The organism is Enterobacter sp. 4974935, assembly GCF_058661735.1.
The window spans coordinates 3019887-3035781 of sequence record NZ_JBZWGT010000003.1; the positions used below are offsets into that span (position 1 = coordinate 3019887).

11 protein-coding genes are annotated in these 15895 nt (G+C 55.5%); 1 reads left to right on the forward strand and 10 read right to left on the reverse strand.

Annotated features, from left to right (window positions below):
• Nucleotides 1-65: 65 nt before the first annotated feature.
• Nucleotides 66-2702 carry a mannosylglycerate hydrolase gene (mngB, locus tag AC4OVS_RS15790; protein WP_320678668.1) on the reverse strand — a complete coding sequence of 879 codons (2637 nt, stop codon included), beginning with the start codon at nt 2700-2702 and terminating at the stop codon, nt 66-68.
• 23 nt (nt 2703-2725) lie between these two features.
• Nucleotides 2726-4642, reverse strand: coding sequence for a PTS 2-O-a-mannosyl-D-glycerate transporter subunit IIABC (gene mngA / locus AC4OVS_RS15795; RefSeq protein WP_491922556.1), 1917 nt, complete (start codon nt 4640-4642; stop codon nt 2726-2728).
• Between the two features lie 171 nt (nt 4643-4813).
• Here mngA and AC4OVS_RS15800 point away from each other — a divergent pair, with 171 nt between their 5' ends.
• The gene (locus AC4OVS_RS15800) at nt 4814-5530 is read left to right on the forward strand and encodes a GntR family transcriptional regulator (RefSeq protein ID WP_491922557.1); all 717 of its coding nucleotides are present in this window, start codon (nt 4814-4816) and stop codon (nt 5528-5530) included.
• Between the two features lie 86 nt (nt 5531-5616).
• On the opposite strand, the gene sucD is transcribed toward AC4OVS_RS15800, so the two are convergent.
• From sucD to sdhC, 8 genes are all read right to left on the reverse strand, one after another.
• Complete coding sequence (sucD, locus tag AC4OVS_RS15805) at nt 5617-6486, reverse strand: succinate--CoA ligase subunit alpha (RefSeq protein WP_006809578.1); 870 nt, start codon at nt 6484-6486, stop codon at nt 5617-5619.
• Complete coding sequence (gene sucC, locus AC4OVS_RS15810; RefSeq protein ID WP_046618869.1) at nt 6486-7652, reverse strand: ADP-forming succinate--CoA ligase subunit beta; 1167 nt, start codon at nt 7650-7652, stop codon at nt 6486-6488. Before sucC ends, sucD begins: the two co-directional genes overlap by 1 nt.
• Before the next feature lie 96 nt (nt 7653-7748).
• Nucleotides 7749-8975, reverse strand: a complete 1227-nt coding sequence (gene odhB, locus AC4OVS_RS15815; protein WP_023299612.1) for a 2-oxoglutarate dehydrogenase complex dihydrolipoyllysine-residue succinyltransferase — start codon at nt 8973-8975, stop codon at nt 7749-7751.
• Between the two features lie 14 nt (nt 8976-8989).
• Nucleotides 8990-11797, reverse strand: a complete 2808-nt coding sequence (gene sucA, locus AC4OVS_RS15820) for a 2-oxoglutarate dehydrogenase E1 component (protein ID WP_022647462.1) — start codon at nt 11795-11797, stop codon at nt 8990-8992.
• 238 nt (nt 11798-12035) lie between these two features.
• Nucleotides 12036-12752 (reverse strand): succinate dehydrogenase iron-sulfur subunit, encoded by a 717-nt coding sequence (locus AC4OVS_RS15825; protein ID WP_022647461.1) that lies wholly within the window; start codon nt 12750-12752, stop codon nt 12036-12038.
• 15 nt (nt 12753-12767) lie between these two features.
• The gene (gene sdhA, locus AC4OVS_RS15830; RefSeq protein ID WP_023299611.1) at nt 12768-14534 is read right to left on the reverse strand and encodes a succinate dehydrogenase flavoprotein subunit; all 1767 of its coding nucleotides are present in this window, start codon (nt 14532-14534) and stop codon (nt 12768-12770) included.
• Complete coding sequence (gene sdhD / locus AC4OVS_RS15835) at nt 14534-14881, reverse strand: succinate dehydrogenase membrane anchor subunit (RefSeq protein ID WP_003858621.1); 348 nt, start codon at nt 14879-14881, stop codon at nt 14534-14536. Before sdhD ends, sdhA begins: the two co-directional genes overlap by 1 nt.
• Nucleotides 14875-15279, reverse strand: coding sequence for a succinate dehydrogenase cytochrome b556 subunit (sdhC, locus tag AC4OVS_RS15840; protein ID WP_026080740.1), 405 nt, complete (start codon nt 15277-15279; stop codon nt 14875-14877). The genes sdhD and sdhC overlap by 7 nt, the downstream gene beginning before the upstream one ends.
• Nucleotides 15280-15895 lie beyond the last annotated feature (616 nt).

The window sequence follows — 15895 nt, forward strand, 5'->3', positions numbered from 1 at the left end:
CCCTTTAGTGACTATTTGATGAAATAAAGGCCGCAGGGGATGCGGCCTTGATATTGTTCTTGAGATTACCTTTCAATTTTTATGCTGAAGGTCCGTGACTGGCCTGGCCTGAAAGGCCCCGTAATGGCTGAGCCCTCCTCCCCTTGCGCTTTGCACACCTCATTCATGTCCGTTTCGCAACAGGCCTGGACCTCACGGTTCACAGACAAAGCCACGTCACAGGAGCGGGTCTCCGAAGGGTTGTACAGACGAAGAATCATCTCGTCACGATCCTCCGCTTTTTTCAGCGCACTGAGTACACATCCGTTAGGCGCCAGCGTTAGCAGGCTATAGCTACAGGGTGTGGTGAAAGAGGCACGGTTAAGCTTCATCGCATCCCACGGAATTTTGTTATAACAGTGCACTGGCGTTAACCACGACTTCGCCTGCTGCGCAACGCCAGCACTGACGGGCGTACCATTAAAACTGAACAGGCTAAAGCGACAGGTTAACTGGCCCCGCATCTGCGAATCAGGCACCGGCATTTTGATCCCGGACGGTCTGCCAGGGCGCAGAAGTAAGTCTTCCTTCCCAAGCAACCCGACGCCGCGAAGCAACGTCAGGGCAAACGTGTTTTGACGCTCACCTGTTACTTCAAATTCGCGCAACCCTTCGGTAAATAGCGCCATCCCGTTACGCCGTTCCTGGAGCACCGCGTAGTTGAGCAGATTCCACACCGGCAGCGGCGCTTCCTTCCATCCCTCCTCCTGCCAGTCTGCCATCGCTTCATCCTGTACAGGGCGCGTCAGCGAACCAAACTGGGTATCGGCTAAGACCGTCTCTGTGGTGAATGGTGTCGGGATCAGCACCCGCACACGGTGGTCATCCGCGTGATTTCCGAGACGTGCCTCAACGTCGATACGTCGGCTGTTATGGCTGAGCGTGACCGTGAGTTCTGCCTCAAGCGTTCCCGTCTGCTGACGCGCAGAACGTTCAACGAGATCCGCTGGCACCGCCATTCGATGGCGGATCACCGCCCTGCTCTGCCAGGCCTCGTGGATCACCTCAACCTCATGTTCGCCCTGCGCGGAAGAGAGTCTCCACTCTTCCCGTGAAGGCGAGTAGTCGTACTCATCGCCGTCATCCGAGCTCTCTTCAATTTCCAGCGCGCGGTCATAGATAAGCCCGGACGCTTTATCGAGCAGACGCAAAGTACCGTCCTCGTTTAACGTTACTTCCCAGAAAGCATTTTCCAGTAACGCCTCCGGCGATTTATCTGGCGTCTGCAGTTTGCCGGCCACGTGCGGCTCGATATAGAGCGTGCGGTAACCCATAGATGGCAGGATCTGGTTGAGCTGGATGTCAAACTCCATGAAGGGATCGTAGTTGCCGTAATGCACTATCTGCCGGTCAATCAGCCCGGGGTCTATCTCACGCGCGCTGCGGAGATAATAAGGGATTTCATTTCCCTTTTCGTCCAACAGGCGGAACTGGCTGGCGCGCAGACGTATCGTGGTGTTAATCACTTCCTCACGCGGCCAGGGCGTGAGGTTAAACATCACCAGTTTGTCTTCCTCGCTCTGCGGCATGTTGTCGACAATCTTGCGCATATAGAAGCACGTCAGGTTATCAGCCATGTCTTCCGCCAGCTCAAAGCGTGACATCACCTCGCGATGCACTTTATCGCTGCAGCAGCAGCCGATACTGTCGTGGGCGTGATTCTTGAGGATCTCTTTCCACATTTTTTCCAGCAAGCCGTGGTGATAGTCAAAGCCCAGCGTCCAGGCAAGCGTAGCCAGCGGCTCAAGGACGTTGACGATTTTATTCTCTATCCGGGCGTGGGCGATTTTGATGTCCATCCGCGTGGAGCCGATCGTCCGGTGCACCCGCATATATTTACCGTCAATAAATTCCCCTTTCAGCGTCGCCAGTTCATCGCGGTGCGCATCGATATGGTCAAACACCTCCTCGAAGCGGCTCATCACAAACTGACGCTGCGGATAGATTTTGCGCAGCTTATCCATCACCGCAAATATGTTCTGCTGGAGCGGCATCTGATCATGGCCGTTAGGCAGCAAAATTTCTTTCGTCACGGAGGCTTTTTCGAGCACCTCGAAGTAGTTGTCGAGCCGTTTGCGCAGTCCGGCTTCATCCTCCGGTAAGTACTTACCAATCGCGTAGCCCAGCGGCAGCACCTGTGCCGTCACTTCGCTGCCGTCCTGGCTTTGCCAGAGAAATTCGGTTTTATCGGTACCGTGCCGCTCGGAACACCCGCGCCAGAACATGGTGCGCGTGATGCCAAAACCGTTGTAAATGTGTGGCAGCTGGGAAGACATGCCGAAGGAGTCCGGCAGATAGCCAATTTTCATCGGCTCGCCAAAGGCCAGACAGTCGCGCATGCCGTACATCAGATTGCGCACAATCGACTCGCCGGAGACAAGGGTGGTGTCCGTCTGGGTATACCACGGCCCGATAATCAGCTTCCCGGCCGCCACCAGCGCCTTCACGCGTGGCCTGTTTTCCGGTTTCACGGCAAAATAATCTTCCAGCACCGCCGTCTGGCCGTCGAGAACGTAGTATTTATACTCTGCGTCCTGCTCAAGACGGGTGAGGATCTCTTCCATATTATTGACCAGAAGAATACGTGACGCTTCGGTGGTGAAGTACCACTCCCGGTCCCAGTGCATATGTGGCGTGATATGAACGCGAGATACAGCTTTCATCTTCGTTTCCTGTCAGTGCGTGTTTAGGATGGTATGTCTTCAGTCACGTAGGTACCGCTCTTCACGGCCTGGCGTCGCCAGAGCAGTAAAATGAGCGTAGAGATTGCGGCGCCCACCAGCGCGGCGCCAAACCAGCCGGCAGCGGCTATCACGCCGCCCAGCCCGGCATCATGCAGTAAGAAGAGAGAGAAAATGCCCGCGCCCGGGGTGGAGAGCCCAATACCCATCGCTCCGACAATCGCTCCGGTCGCCATTGACCCCAGAACAAATGAGCCGATGACTCGCAACGGATCCTCGATAGCCATCGGAATTGCCCCTTCGGTGATGCCCGCCAGCCCCAGCAGCCAGGTGGATTTGCCGGTCTCAATTTCGAACTGTTTAAACAGATTCGGAGCCAGCATCGTTGATGCCGTCACGGTAAAGGCCGAAACCATTTTGACGGAGGCGAAGATCGCATAAGGCCCGTATACGCCGTTGGCCATCGCGCCCAGACAGAACGCGTAAGAGGCTTTGTTGACCGGACCGCCCAGATCGAACGAGCACATAAAGCCCAGGATCGCCCCCAGCAGCAGCGCGTTCGCGCCGGAGAGACCATTAAGCCAGGCGGTCAGAGCGTTATTGATCCAGGCCACCGGTTCGCCGATCACAAACAGCATCAGGCTGCCTGCGCCCAGTACGCCAATCACCGGATAGAGATAAAAGGTCAGAAAGCCGTTGCAGCGGCTACTCAGCCGGATGTGGTTTTTCACCCAGCGCATCAGGTAGCCCGCAATCAGCCCGCCGACGATGGCCCCCAGAAAGCCGGAGCCGATCATATTGGCGGCAAGGCCCGCCGCAAAGCCCGGCGTAAGCGCAGGTTTATCCGCCAGCGAGTAAGCGGTATAGGCCGCCAGAACAGGGACCATCAGAATGCCGAGCATCCCACCGCCCAGTTTGCGGTACATCCACAGCCACGAGTTTTCCTGATCGAACAGGTGCTGCAAGCCCAGAATTTGCGCCAGCAGTACCGACACGGCCAGCACCGTGCCGCCAGCGACAATCAGCGGCACCGCAAAGGAGATACCGCTGAGCAGCGCTTGCTTGAGTTCGGTTTTAACGGACTTTTTCGCGTCCGTGTCGACGTGCGCAGGACGCGCATCGGATACAGGCTGTAGCGCCAGCGCACGCTCAATGAGCGCTTCCGCATGGCGCAAGGGTTCCGCGACGGGCACGGAAATGGCGGGGATCCCCTGAAAACGCTCACGCTCTTTGATCGCCACTTCCGCCGCGAAGATACACGCTTTTGCCTCCTGCAAATGCTGCGCGGTGATGCGCCCCTCAATACCGTTTGCCCCCTGCTTTTCGACCACTACATTGACGCCGAGCTTACGTCCCGCTTTTTCGAGATATTCCGCTGCCATGTAGGTATGGGCGATCCCGGCCGGACAGGCGGTAACGCAGACGATCGTCGGGGCATTCTCTGCGACGGCGGTTTCTTGCGCCTCAGGCGCCGTTTCCAGCGCAGCAAGCACCGCTTCCGCGCTGGTCGCCGTCATCACGTGCGCCCTGAGATCGTCATCCGCCAGGCGGGACGTCAGTTCCGTCAGCACCTGAATATGCGTTGATCCCGCTTGTGCGGGAGGAATGGCGAGCAAAAAAATCAGCTCGACCTCCTCCGGTCCGTCCACGCCTTCCCAGACCAGCGGCTCGCGCAGTGTTGCCACGGCAAAAGCCGCTTCCTTTACTGCCGCTGATTTACCATGGGGTACGGCCAGCCCCTCGCCCAGCGCCGTCGGGCCAAGCGATTCGCGATGGAAAACCTCTGCCAGAAACGTATCGGCGTCGGCTATTTTGCCCAACGCTACCAGCCGCGTCGCAAGCTGACGGATTGCCTCATCACGGCTGGTAAACTGCGCCTGCACGCAGACAGCACGGGGGTCGGTCAGAGTCGTCAGGTTCATAAGATCCTCACCTATCCAAAGTTATTGTCTGGGGAGGATTGTGGCAGACTGGATAATACATTTATGTGATCATTTTCACTAACAACGATATTTGTATTTAATTTGTATTATTTACAAATCAGTCACTGAAGGCATAATTCCCCTAAAAAGGTATTAAAAAGGCGTAACACAATGGGCAATAAACCGATGTACCGGCAGATCGCCGATGCGTTCCGCGAGAAGATTAACGCCGGGGAATTAAAACCCGGAGACGCGCTGCCGACGGAATCCAGCCTTCAGGAGGCATTTAACGTTAGCCGTGTCACCGTGCGGCAGGCTTTGAAGCTGCTCGCCGACGAGCAGATCATCGAAAGCATTCAGGGCAGCGGCTCGTATGTAAAAGAGGAGCGGGTGAATTACGATATTTATCAGCTTACCGGCTTTTACGAAAAACTGGCGGATCGCAACGTTGATACGCACAGCGACGTCAGCGTCTTCGAAGTGGTGAAAGCCGATGAGCGGCTCGCGGCAAAACTGGCGCTCAATCCGGATGATAAGGTCTGGCACGTCAAGCGCGTACGCTTCATCAGGGAAAAGCCGGTGAATCTGGAAGAGACATGGATGCCGCTGGCGATATTCCCCGACCTCACCTGGGAAGTGATGGAACAGTCGAAATACCATTACATTGAGCAGGTCAAAAAGCTGGTTATCGATCGCAGCGAGCAGGAGCTGGTGCCAGTCATGCCATCGGACGAGGCGATTGCCGCCCTGGCGCTCGATCCGGCAAAACCAATTCTTGAAAAAGTTTCCCGCGGCTTCCTGAAAGACGGCCGGGTATTTGAATACAGTCGCAACGTGTTTAATACCGACGACTATAAATTCACTCTGGTGGCTAAACGCAGACAATAAAAAAAGGCCGCTTTACAGCGGCCAACCATGTCGAAACGGACATTTTTTTATACTTCAACGCGCCCCATTCGGGGAGCAGAGAGGACTTACTTAATGATGGATTTCAGTGCTTCACCGATATCCGCCAGGCTGCGAACGGTTTTCACGCCTGCGGCTTCCAGTGCTGCGAATTTCTCATCAGCCGTACCTTTACCGCCAGCGATAATCGCACCCGCGTGACCCATACGTTTGCCTTTCGGCGCGGTCACACCCGCGATGTAACCCACCACCGGCTTGGTCACATGATCTTTGATGTAAGCAGCCGCTTCTTCTTCCGCGCTACCACCGATCTCACCGATCATCACGATCGCTTCGGTCTGTGGATCTTCCTGGAACAGCTTCAGGATGTCGATAAAGTTAGAGCCTGGGATCGGGTCACCGCCGATGCCCACGCAGGTGGACTGGCCGAAGCCGTAATCGGTGGTCTGCTTAACCGCTTCATAGGTCAGGGTACCGGAACGGGACACGATGCCCACTTTGCCCGGTTTGTGAATGTGGCCCGGCATGATGCCGATTTTGCATTCGCCCGGGGTGATAACGCCTGGGCAGTTCGGGCCGATCATGCGCACGCCTGCTTCGTCCAGCTTCACCTTCACGGTCAGCATATCCAGCGTCGGGATGCCTTCGGTGATGGTGATGATCAGCTTAATGCCTGCGTCGATCGCTTCCAGAATAGAGTCTTTGCAGAACGGCGCTGGAACGTAGATCACGGTCGCGGTTGCGCCCGTCGCTTCTACTGCTTCACGCACGGTGTTGAACACCGGCAGGCCCAGGTGCGTGGTGCCGCCTTTACCTGGCGTTACGCCGCCAACCATCTGCGTACCGTAGGCAATCGCCTGTTCGGAGTGGAAAGTCCCCTGGCTACCGGTGAAGCCCTGGCAGATAACCTTGGTATCTTTATTAATTAAAACGGACATTATTTCCCCTCCACTGCGGCAACAACCTGCTGAGCTGCATCCGTCAGACTTTTCGCTGCAATAATATTCAGGCCGCTGTCAGCCAGTTTTTTCGCGCCGAGTTCAGCGTTATTCCCTTCCAGACGTACAACAACCGGAACGTTAACGCCCACTTCTCCTACCGCGCCGATGATACCGTCGGCGATCAGGTCGCAACGTACGATACCGCCGAAGATGTTCACCAGAACCGCTTTTACGTTGTTGTCAGAGAGAATGATTTTGAACGCTTCGGTTACGCGCTCTTTGGTTGCGCCACCGCCCACGTCGAGGAAGTTCGCTGGCTCACCGCCGTGCAGCTTAACGATGTCCATGGTGCCCATTGCCAGGCCCGCACCGTTAACCATGCAGCCGATGTTGCCATCCAGCGCCACGTAGTTCAGCTCCCACTGGGCAGCCTGCGCTTCACGCGGATCTTCCTGAGACTGGTCGCGCATTTCGCGCAGATCCGCCTGGCGGAACAGCGCGTTGCCGTCAGCGCCCAGCTTGCCGTCGAGGCAGATCAGGTCGCCCTGGGTGGTGATCACCAGCGGGTTGATCTCGATCAGCGCCAGATCGCGCTCCAGGAAGATGGTCGCCAGCCCCATGAAGATCTTGGTGAACTGCTGAACCAGCTTGCCTTCCAGACCCAGTTTGAACGCCAGCTCACGTCCCTGGTAAGGCATTGGGCCCGCCAGCGGATCGATTGCCACTTTGTGGATCAGGTGCGGGGTCTCTTCCGCCACTTTTTCGATTTCCACGCCGCCTTCGGTAGATGCCATGAACACCACGCGACGGGAGCTACGGTCTACGACTGCGCCGAGGTACAATTCTTTCGCGATGTCGGTTGCCGCTTCAACCAGGATCTGGTTGACCGGCTGGCCATTCGCATCTGTCTGGTAGGTTACCAGACGCTTGCCGAGCCAATGTTCAGCAAACGCACGGATCTCTTCTTTGCTCTTAACAACCTTCACACCGCCCGCTTTACCACGGCCACCAGCGTGAACCTGACATTTAACTACCCACGGGCCGGAACCGATTTTAGATGCGGCTTCTTCTGCTTCACGCGGGGTAGTACAGGCATAACCCACCGGAGCCGGTAAGCCTGACCTGGCAAACAGCTGTTTGGCCTGATATTCATGTAAGTTCATGTGTTCTATCCATCCTTCAGGGTAATCGTTATCTTCAAACCTGTAGACCGGCGCTACGCTTATCCGGCCTACAGGGCAGGTGATGCTAAATAGTTACTAAACGTCCAGCAGCAGACGCGTTGGATCTTCCAGCAGCTCTTTAATGGCAACCAGGAAGCCTACGGACTCGCGGCCGTCGATCAGGCGGTGATCGTATGAGAGCGCCAGGTACATCATCGGCAGGATCTCAACTTTACCGTCTACCGCCATTGGACGATCTTTAATGGCGTGCATACCCAGGATCGCGCTCTGCGGCGGGTTGATGATCGGGGTAGACATCAGCGAGCCGAACACGCCACCGTTGGTAATGGTGAAGTTACCGCCAGTCAGGTCTTCAACGGTCAGCTTGCCGTCGCGGCCTTTCACGGCCAGCTCTTTGATTTTCTTCTCAATGTCAGCCATACCCAGGGTGTCCACATCACGCAGAACCGGGGTGACCAGGCCGCGTGGGGTAGAAACCGCCATGCTGACGTCGAAGTAGTTGTGGTAAACCACGTCATCGCCATCGATAGACGCGTTCACTTCCGGGTAGCGTTTCAGCGCTTCAACTACCGCTTTCACGTAGAAGGACATGAAGCCCAGACGGATACCGTGACGTTTTTCAAACGCGTCACCGTACTGCTTGCGCAGGTCCATGATTGGCTTCATGTTGACTTCGTTGAAGGTGGTCAGCATCGCGGTGGAGTTTTTCGCTTCCAGCAGACGCTCGGCCACGCGCTTGCGCAGGCGGGTCATCGGCACGCGTTTTTCGCTACGTGCACCCAGAGCTGGCTGTGCCGCTGGTGCTGCCGCAGGGGCTTTCGCTTCCGCTTTCGCCTCTGAAGGCGCTTTTGCCAGATGCTTGTCGATATCTTCGCGAGTCAGACGGCCACCCACGCCGGTACCTTTGATGGCTGCCGGATCGAGGCTGTGCTCAGCCAGCAGGCGACGGATCGCCGGGCTGAGCGCGTCATTGGTTTGCTCTTCCAGAGACGCCTGCTGGCGCTGGGCTGGGGTAGACGCTTTCTCTTCAGATTTCGCGCTGGACTCTTTGCCCGCGCTGTTGCCTTCACGCAGGCGACCCAGGATCTGGCGAGAAGTCACGGTCGTACCTTCGTCTTCCAGGACTGCATCCAGAATGCCATCCGCTGAAGCCGGTACTTCCAGTACCACTTTGTCAGTTTCGATTTCTACCAGCACTTCGTCACGGGTTACCGCGTCGCCTGGTTTTTTGTGCCAGGTGGCGACGGTTGCATCTGCTACGGACTCAGGCAGGTCGGGAACAAGAATATCTACGCTACTCATTATGTATCCTTTAATTAATCGACGTTCAGCGCGTCATTGACCAGATCTTGTTGCTGCTTCTGGTGAACGGACATATACCCTACCGCCGGAGAGGCGGAGGCCGGGCGACCTGCATAACGCAGGGCAGACCCAAATGGAATCACTTCACGGAAATGATGCTGGCTGCAATACCATGCGCCCTGGTTGAGCGGCTCTTCCTGGCACCAGACAAAATCATGAACGTGAGCGTACTGTTTCAGCACTTCCTGCATCGCCTGATGCGGGAACGGATAAAGCTGCTCGATACGCACGATGGCGACATCTTTCTGATCGTTCTTACGGCGCTGTTCCAGCAGGTCGTAATAAACCTTACCAGAACACATTACGACACGCTTAACGGCCTGCGGATCCAGCTCGTCAATTTCACCGATGGCTGGCAGGAAGGTGCCGTTAGCCAGTTCATCCAGGCTCGAAACCGCCAGCGGATGACGCAGCAGGGATTTTGGCGACATGACCACCAGCGGACGGCGCATACCGCGCAGCGCCTGACGACGCAGCATGTGGTACACCTGAGCCGGGGTGGACGGCACGCAGACCTGCATGTTCTGCTCGGCGCAGAGTTGCAGATAACGCTCCAGACGCGCGGAGGAGTGCTCCGGCCCTTGTCCTTCATAGCCGTGCGGCAGCAACATCACCAGACCACACATACGGCCCCACTTCTGCTCACCGGAGGAGATGAACTGGTCGATGACGACCTGCGCACCGTTGGCGAAGTCACCGAACTGCGCTTCCCAGATAGTCAGGGTGCGAGGTTCTGCGGTGGCGTAGCCGTATTCGAAGGCCAGAACCGCTTCTTCTGACAGCACGGAGTCCCAGACCTTGAACTGGCCCTGACCGTTATGCACGTGCTGAAGCGGAGTATAGGTTGAACCGTTAGACTGGTTGTGTACAACCGCATGACGGTGGAAGAAGGTGCCACGACCCGCATCTTCACCGGACAGACGAACCGGAATACCTTCGTCAACCAGCGTCGCATAGGCCAGCGTTTCCGCGCCGCCCCAGTCGAACAGCTTCTCACCCGCCGCCATGGCCTGGCGGTCGCCATAGATCTTGGCCACGCGGGATTGCATCTCGATCGCTTCCGGCACGGTGCTGATGCGTTTAGCCAGCTCCTGCAAACGCTTCATCTCAACCTTGTTCGGGTAGCTCTCGTCCCACTCGTGGTTGAGGTACGGCGACCAGGTAAAGGAGTGCATGTTCATTGGGCGCAGCTCTTTGACCACGCATTCACCCGCGTCCAGCGCGTCGCGATAAAGATTGACCATTTCGGTCGCATCCTCCAGCGTCGCCACTTTTTCGCTTTCCAGCTTGTCAGCATAGATTTTACGCGGCGTCGGGTGTTTTTTGATTTTCTGGTACATCAGCGGCTGGGTTGCACTTGGCTCATCCGCTTCGTTGTGGCCGTGACGGCGGTAGCAGAAGAGGTCAATGAACACGTCGCGCTTAAAGGTGTTACGGAAGTCCAGCGCCAGACGGGTAACGAAAGCAACGGCTTCCGGGTCATCCGCGTTTACGTGGAAGATTGGCGCCTGAACCATTTTACCGATGTCGGTGCAGTACGGGGTAGAACGCGCATCCAGCGGGTTAGAGGTGGTGAAGCCCACCTGGTTGTTGATTACGATGCGAACGGTACCGCCCACTTCATAACCACGCGCTTTCGACATGTTCAGGGTTTCCTGAACCACGCCCTGCCCTGTGACTGCCGCATCACCGTGAATGGTGATTGGCAGCACTTTATTGCTGCTCGGCTCGTCCAGACGATCCAGACGCGCACGCACGGAACCGATAACCACCGGGCTGACGATTTCCAGGTGCGACGGGTTAAACGCCAGCGCCAGGTGAACCTGACCGCCCTCGGTTTCGATATCCGACGAGAAACCCATGTGGTACTTCACGTCACCGGTGCCGAGGTGCTCTTTATGTTTACCCGCAAATTCGTCGAACAGATCCTGCGGTTTTTTACCCAGCACGTTAACCAGCACGTTCAGACGGCCACGGTGCGCCATGCCCAGCACCACTTCGCGCGTGCCGCTCTTACCGGCATGACGAATCAGCTCTTTCAGCATCGGGACTAACGCATCGCCGCCCTCCAGTGAGAAGCGTTTTGCGCCCGGGAATTTCGCGCCCAGATAGCGCTCAAGGCCTTCCGCTGCCGTCAGTTCGCTCAGGAAACGTTTTTTCTCGTCTGCTGAGAAATTCGCGTGACCCGCCACGGATTCGATACGCTGCTGGATCCAGCGTTTCTCTTCGGTGGAGGTAATGTGCATATATTCCGCGCCGATGGAGCCGCAGTAGGTTTGCTTGAGCGCATCAATCAGATCGCCCAGCTTCATCGTGTCTTTGCCGATGGCAAAGGAACCTACGTTAAAGCTTTCCTGGAAATCGGCCTCGGTCAGATCGTGATAAGCCGGATCGAGATCCGCTACACGTTCCTGCTGCCACAGTCCCAGCGGATCGAGATTCGCATGCTGGTGACCACGGAAGCGATAAGCGTTGATAAGCTGCAGGACTTTTACCTGCTTCGCATTGGTGTCAGGGTCGGAAATCGCAGAAGAGTAACGTGAGGCATCCTTCGCCAGACGACGGAAATAATCACGTGTTTTTGAATGGAATTGATCCGGTTTGACCCCTGTACCAGGCAACTGCTGGAACATGGAACGCCAGTTTGCGTCCACTGAGTCAGGATCGGTTAAGAAGTCTTCATAGAGCTGTTCTATCCAGCTCTGGTTTGAACCAGAGAGGTAAGAAGAGTCCAGCCAGGCTTTCATTGCGCCGTTCTGCATCGTGATCCCTTAAGCATTTTTATGCTTACTTTCGCCGTAGAAACTACCACGCACACCACGTGTACGTGCCGGGGTTCACCTGCGAGCTCTTTTCATTTGGCCCGCGAAGGAACCTTTAGAAACTGTCTAAACTTCAGGGCAGTTTTTAAAGGTTTCTGCAATTTGCCCGGTGGCGCTACGCTTACCGGGCCTACTGTTACGTAGGCCGGATAAGCGCAGCGCCATCCGGCGTTGTTACTTACGCACTGCGCTGCAACAACATCGACTTAATATGGCCGATGGCGCGCGTCGGGTTCAGCCCCTTAGGACACACACTGACGCAGTTCATGATGCTATGGCAGCGGAATACGCTGAAAGCGTCACTTAACCCTTCCAGACGATTCTCGGTTTCGGTATCGCGGCTGTCGATCAGGAAGCGATAGGCAGCCAGCAGACCCGCAGGGCCGATAAATTTATCCGGGTTCCACCAGAATGACGGGCATGACGTTGAACAGCATGCACAGAGAATACACTCGTACAACCCATCGAGTTTTTCACGCTGCTCAGGCGACTGTAAGTGCTCGCGAGCGGGTGGATTTTGCCCATTATTCAATAAGTAAGGCTTAATCTTCTCATATTGTGCATAGAATTGCCCCATGTCCACCACCAAATCACGCACGACCGGCAGGCCAGGCAGAGGACGGATGACAATTTTCTGGCCTGCACGCTGTAGCGCTGAAATTGGCGTGATACAGGCCAGACCGTTTTTGCCGTTCATGTTTACACCGTCAGAGCCACATACCCCTTCACGGCAGGAGCGGCGGAACGACAGCGTAGGATCTTTTTCTTTCAGCTGGATTAAAGCATCCAGCAGCATCATGTCACGACCTTCTTCCGCTTCGAGGGTGTAATCCTGCATACGCGGAGCATCGTCTACATCCGGGTTATAACGATAAACTGAGAATTCGAGTTTCATTATCCTGTCTCCGCATTAGTAAGTACGAATCTTCGGCGGGAACGCCGGACGCAGTTTCGGTTCCATGTTAACGCTACGACGCGTCATGGTTTCCGACTCTGGCAGATACAGGGAATGGCACAGCCAGTTTTCGTCATCACGATCCGGGAAGTCGAAGCGGCTATGGGCGCCACGGCTTTCGGTACGGAAGTTTGCCGACATCGCAGTGGCGAACGCGGTTTCCATCAGGTTATCCAGCTCCAGGCACTCAACGCGCTGGGTGTTGAACTCGCTCGAGGTATCGTCCAGACGGGCATTCTTCAGACGCTCGCGGATCGTTTTCAGTTGCTCAAGCCCTTTGGCCATCGCGTCACCTTCACGGAATACCGAGAAGTTGTGCTGCATACACTCTTGCAGCGCTTTACGGATTTCAACCGGATCTTCGCCGTTACGGTTGCCGTTCCAGCGGTTGAGGCGCTCAAGAGAGGCATCAATTTCGTCGTCGGTCGCATCACGCAACGCACCCTGCTCGGCAATAGATTCCTGGAGATGCAGCCCCACCGCACGGCCAAATACCACCAGGTCCAGCAGGGAGTTGCCGCCCAGACGGTTTGCGCCGTGCACGGATACGCAGGCAATTTCGCCTACCGCGAACAGACCAGGGATGACCACGTCTTCACCCTGCTCGTTCACGGTCAGGGCCTGACCGGTCACTTTGGTCGGAATACCGCCCATCATGTAGTGACAGGTTGGGATAACCGGAATCGGCTCTTTTACCGGGTCGACGTGGGCGAAGGTGCGGGACAGTTCCAGAATGCCCGGCAGACGGGATTCCAGCACTTCTTTACCCAGATGGTCGAGTTTCAGCTTCGCGTGCGGGCCCCAAGGGCCGTCGCAGCCGCGGCCTTCACGGATTTCGATCATGATGGAACGCGCCACCACGTCACGACCCGCCAGGTCTTTCGCATTCGGGGCATAACGCTCCATAAAGCGCTCGCCATGTTTGTTCAGCAGATAGCCACCTTCACCACGGCAGCCTTCTGTCACCAGCACGCCCGCACCGGCGATACCGGTTGGGTGGAACTGCCACATCTCCATGTCCTGCACCGGCACGCCAGCGCGGATAGCCATCCCAACGCCGTCACCGGTGTTGATGTGGGCGTTGGTAGTGGACTGATAGATACGGCCTGCGCCGCCGGTGGCCAGCACGGTTGCGCGCGCTTTGAAATAGACCACTTCACCGGTTTCAATGCACAGTGCGGTACAACCCACCACCGCGCCATCGGCGTTTTTCACCAGATCCAACGCATACCACTCGGAGAAGATGGTGGTGTGGTTTTTCAGGTTTTGCTGATAAAGGGTATGCAGCAAAGCGTGACCGGTACGGTCAGCCGCTGCTGCGGTACGTGCCGCCTGTTCGCCGCCGAAGTTTTTCGACTGGCCGCCAAACGGACGCTGATAGATGGTGCCATTTTCCAGACGGGAGAACGGCAGACCCATGTGGTCCAGCTCCAGAATCGCTTCCGGGCCGGTTTTACACATATATTCGATGGCATCCTGGTCGCCGATGTAGTCGGAACCTTTTACCGTATCGTACATGTGCCATTCCCAGTTATCTTCATGGGAATTACCCAGCGCAACGGTGATACCGCCCTGCGCAGACACAGTGTGGGAACGGGTCGGGAATACTTTAGAGAGCAGCGCACAGGTCTGGCCGCTCTGGGAAATTTGCAGTGCGGCACGCATACCTGCGCCACCCGCACCAATCACAACAGCATCAAATTCTCTGACTGGCAGTTTCATTACACACCCCACACCACAACAAATCCATAAATGACGTAAACCAGCAGAGCAACAACAATAATCAGTTGCAGCGGAAGGCGAATCGCCAGCGGTTTAACGTAATCGGTCAACACCTGCCACATGCCAATCCAGGCATGAATAAGGATGGAGAACAGGGCCAGCAGGGTGAACACTTTGGTGAAGGCCGATCCGAAGAAACCACTCCAGATTTCCCACGTCAGTGTGCCGCTAGTGGCGAAGAAACCGATCATATAGATGATGTAGAGCGTGAGGACGATGGCGGTAGCGCGGACCAGGATGAAGTCATGTACGCCGTTGCGTCCTAATGCGGAGGCGTTGCTTACCATACGAGAACTCCTGCGAGAAGTGAAAGCACGACAGTGATCACAAATGAAATGTTAGCGGTACGTTTACCGGCCTCGAACGTCTCTTCCAGGTAGCCAAAGTCCATCAGCATATGTCGAACGCCGCCAACCACGTGATAGGCCAGCGCGGTCAGAATGCCCCACATGATAAATTTCACGAAGAAGCTGTTCATGATGGCTGAGGCCTGGAGGAATCCTTCAGGAGATGAGAGGCTGGTTCCCAGTAACCACAGCAAGATACCAACCGCCACAAACGTAATCACACCAGAAACACGGTGCAGAATGGACGCTATTGCTGTTACAGGGAATCGGATCGTTTTGAGATCCAGATTGACAGGTCTTTGTTTTTTCACATTTCTTATCATGAATAACGCCCACATGCTGTTCTTATTGTTTCCTTCCTCCGGACTGCGATGCGGGTCAGACAGCGTTCCTTTTCTATAACTGCGCGTCATGCAAAACATTGCTTCCAAATGCTAAAACGACACGTTACAACGCTGGGTGGCTCGGGATTGCAGGGTGTTCCGGAGACCTGGCGGCAGTATAGGCCGTTCACAAAATCATTACAATTAACCTACATACAGTTTGTTGGGTTTTCTCTGGAACAGTGATCGGGGTCACGATAACAACATCTTTTTAATTTTTAATCATCTGATTTGACAAATGTTAAACAATATTGTTACAAACGTCATCAGAAAAGGCATATAATGCGCAAAAGTTATGAGGTCTCTCTTTCACCTGACAAATAGTTATGTAACAGTGTGATGGTATTGACCGAAGTTATCAGGACAGTTATTAGTGATATACAGGTTTGAATAATTCGGACTGCAAAAACGCTGATTTGCTGTTGTTTCACTGATATTTCATTCGTTTACCTGCAAGGCGCCATAGCTCTGTACCCTGGTTTCTCCTCGTGAGCTGAGCGGTAAGCCAAATAACAATCTGGTAACGATGATTAACAGCTGAAAGCAAATCCGGTAAAGCGCAGTCTTAAGC

Coding starts and splice junctions, on each gene's coding strand:
- sucA (WP_022647462.1), bottom strand. CDS start 11,797: ATGCAGAACGGCGCAATGAAAGCCTGGCTGGACTCTTCTTACCTCTCT.
- sucD (WP_006809578.1), bottom strand. CDS start 6,486: ATGTCCGTTTTAATTAATAAAGATACCAAGGTTATCTGCCAGGGCTTC.
- AC4OVS_RS15800 (WP_491922557.1), top strand. CDS start 4,814: ATGGGCAATAAACCGATGTACCGGCAGATCGCCGATGCGTTCCGCGAG.
- mngA (WP_491922556.1), bottom strand. CDS start 4,642: ATGAACCTGACGACTCTGACCGACCCCCGTGCTGTCTGCGTGCAGGCG.
- sdhD (WP_003858621.1), bottom strand. CDS start 14,881: ATGGTAAGCAACGCCTCCGCATTAGGACGCAACGGCGTACATGACTTC.
- sdhC (WP_026080740.1), bottom strand. CDS start 15,279: ATGTGGGCGTTATTCATGATAAGAAATGTGAAAAAACAAAGACCTGTC.
- odhB (WP_023299612.1), bottom strand. CDS start 8,975: ATGAGTAGCGTAGATATTCTTGTTCCCGACCTGCCTGAGTCCGTAGCA.
- sdhA (WP_023299611.1), bottom strand. CDS start 14,534: ATGAAACTGCCAGTCAGAGAATTTGATGCTGTTGTGATTGGTGCGGGT.
- sucC (WP_046618869.1), bottom strand. CDS start 7,652: ATGAACTTACATGAATATCAGGCCAAACAGCTGTTTGCCAGGTCAGGC.
- AC4OVS_RS15825 (WP_022647461.1), bottom strand. CDS start 12,752: ATGAAACTCGAATTCTCAGTTTATCGTTATAACCCGGATGTAGACGAT.
- mngB (WP_320678668.1), bottom strand. CDS start 2,702: ATGAAAGCTGTATCTCGCGTTCATATCACGCCACATATGCACTGGGAC.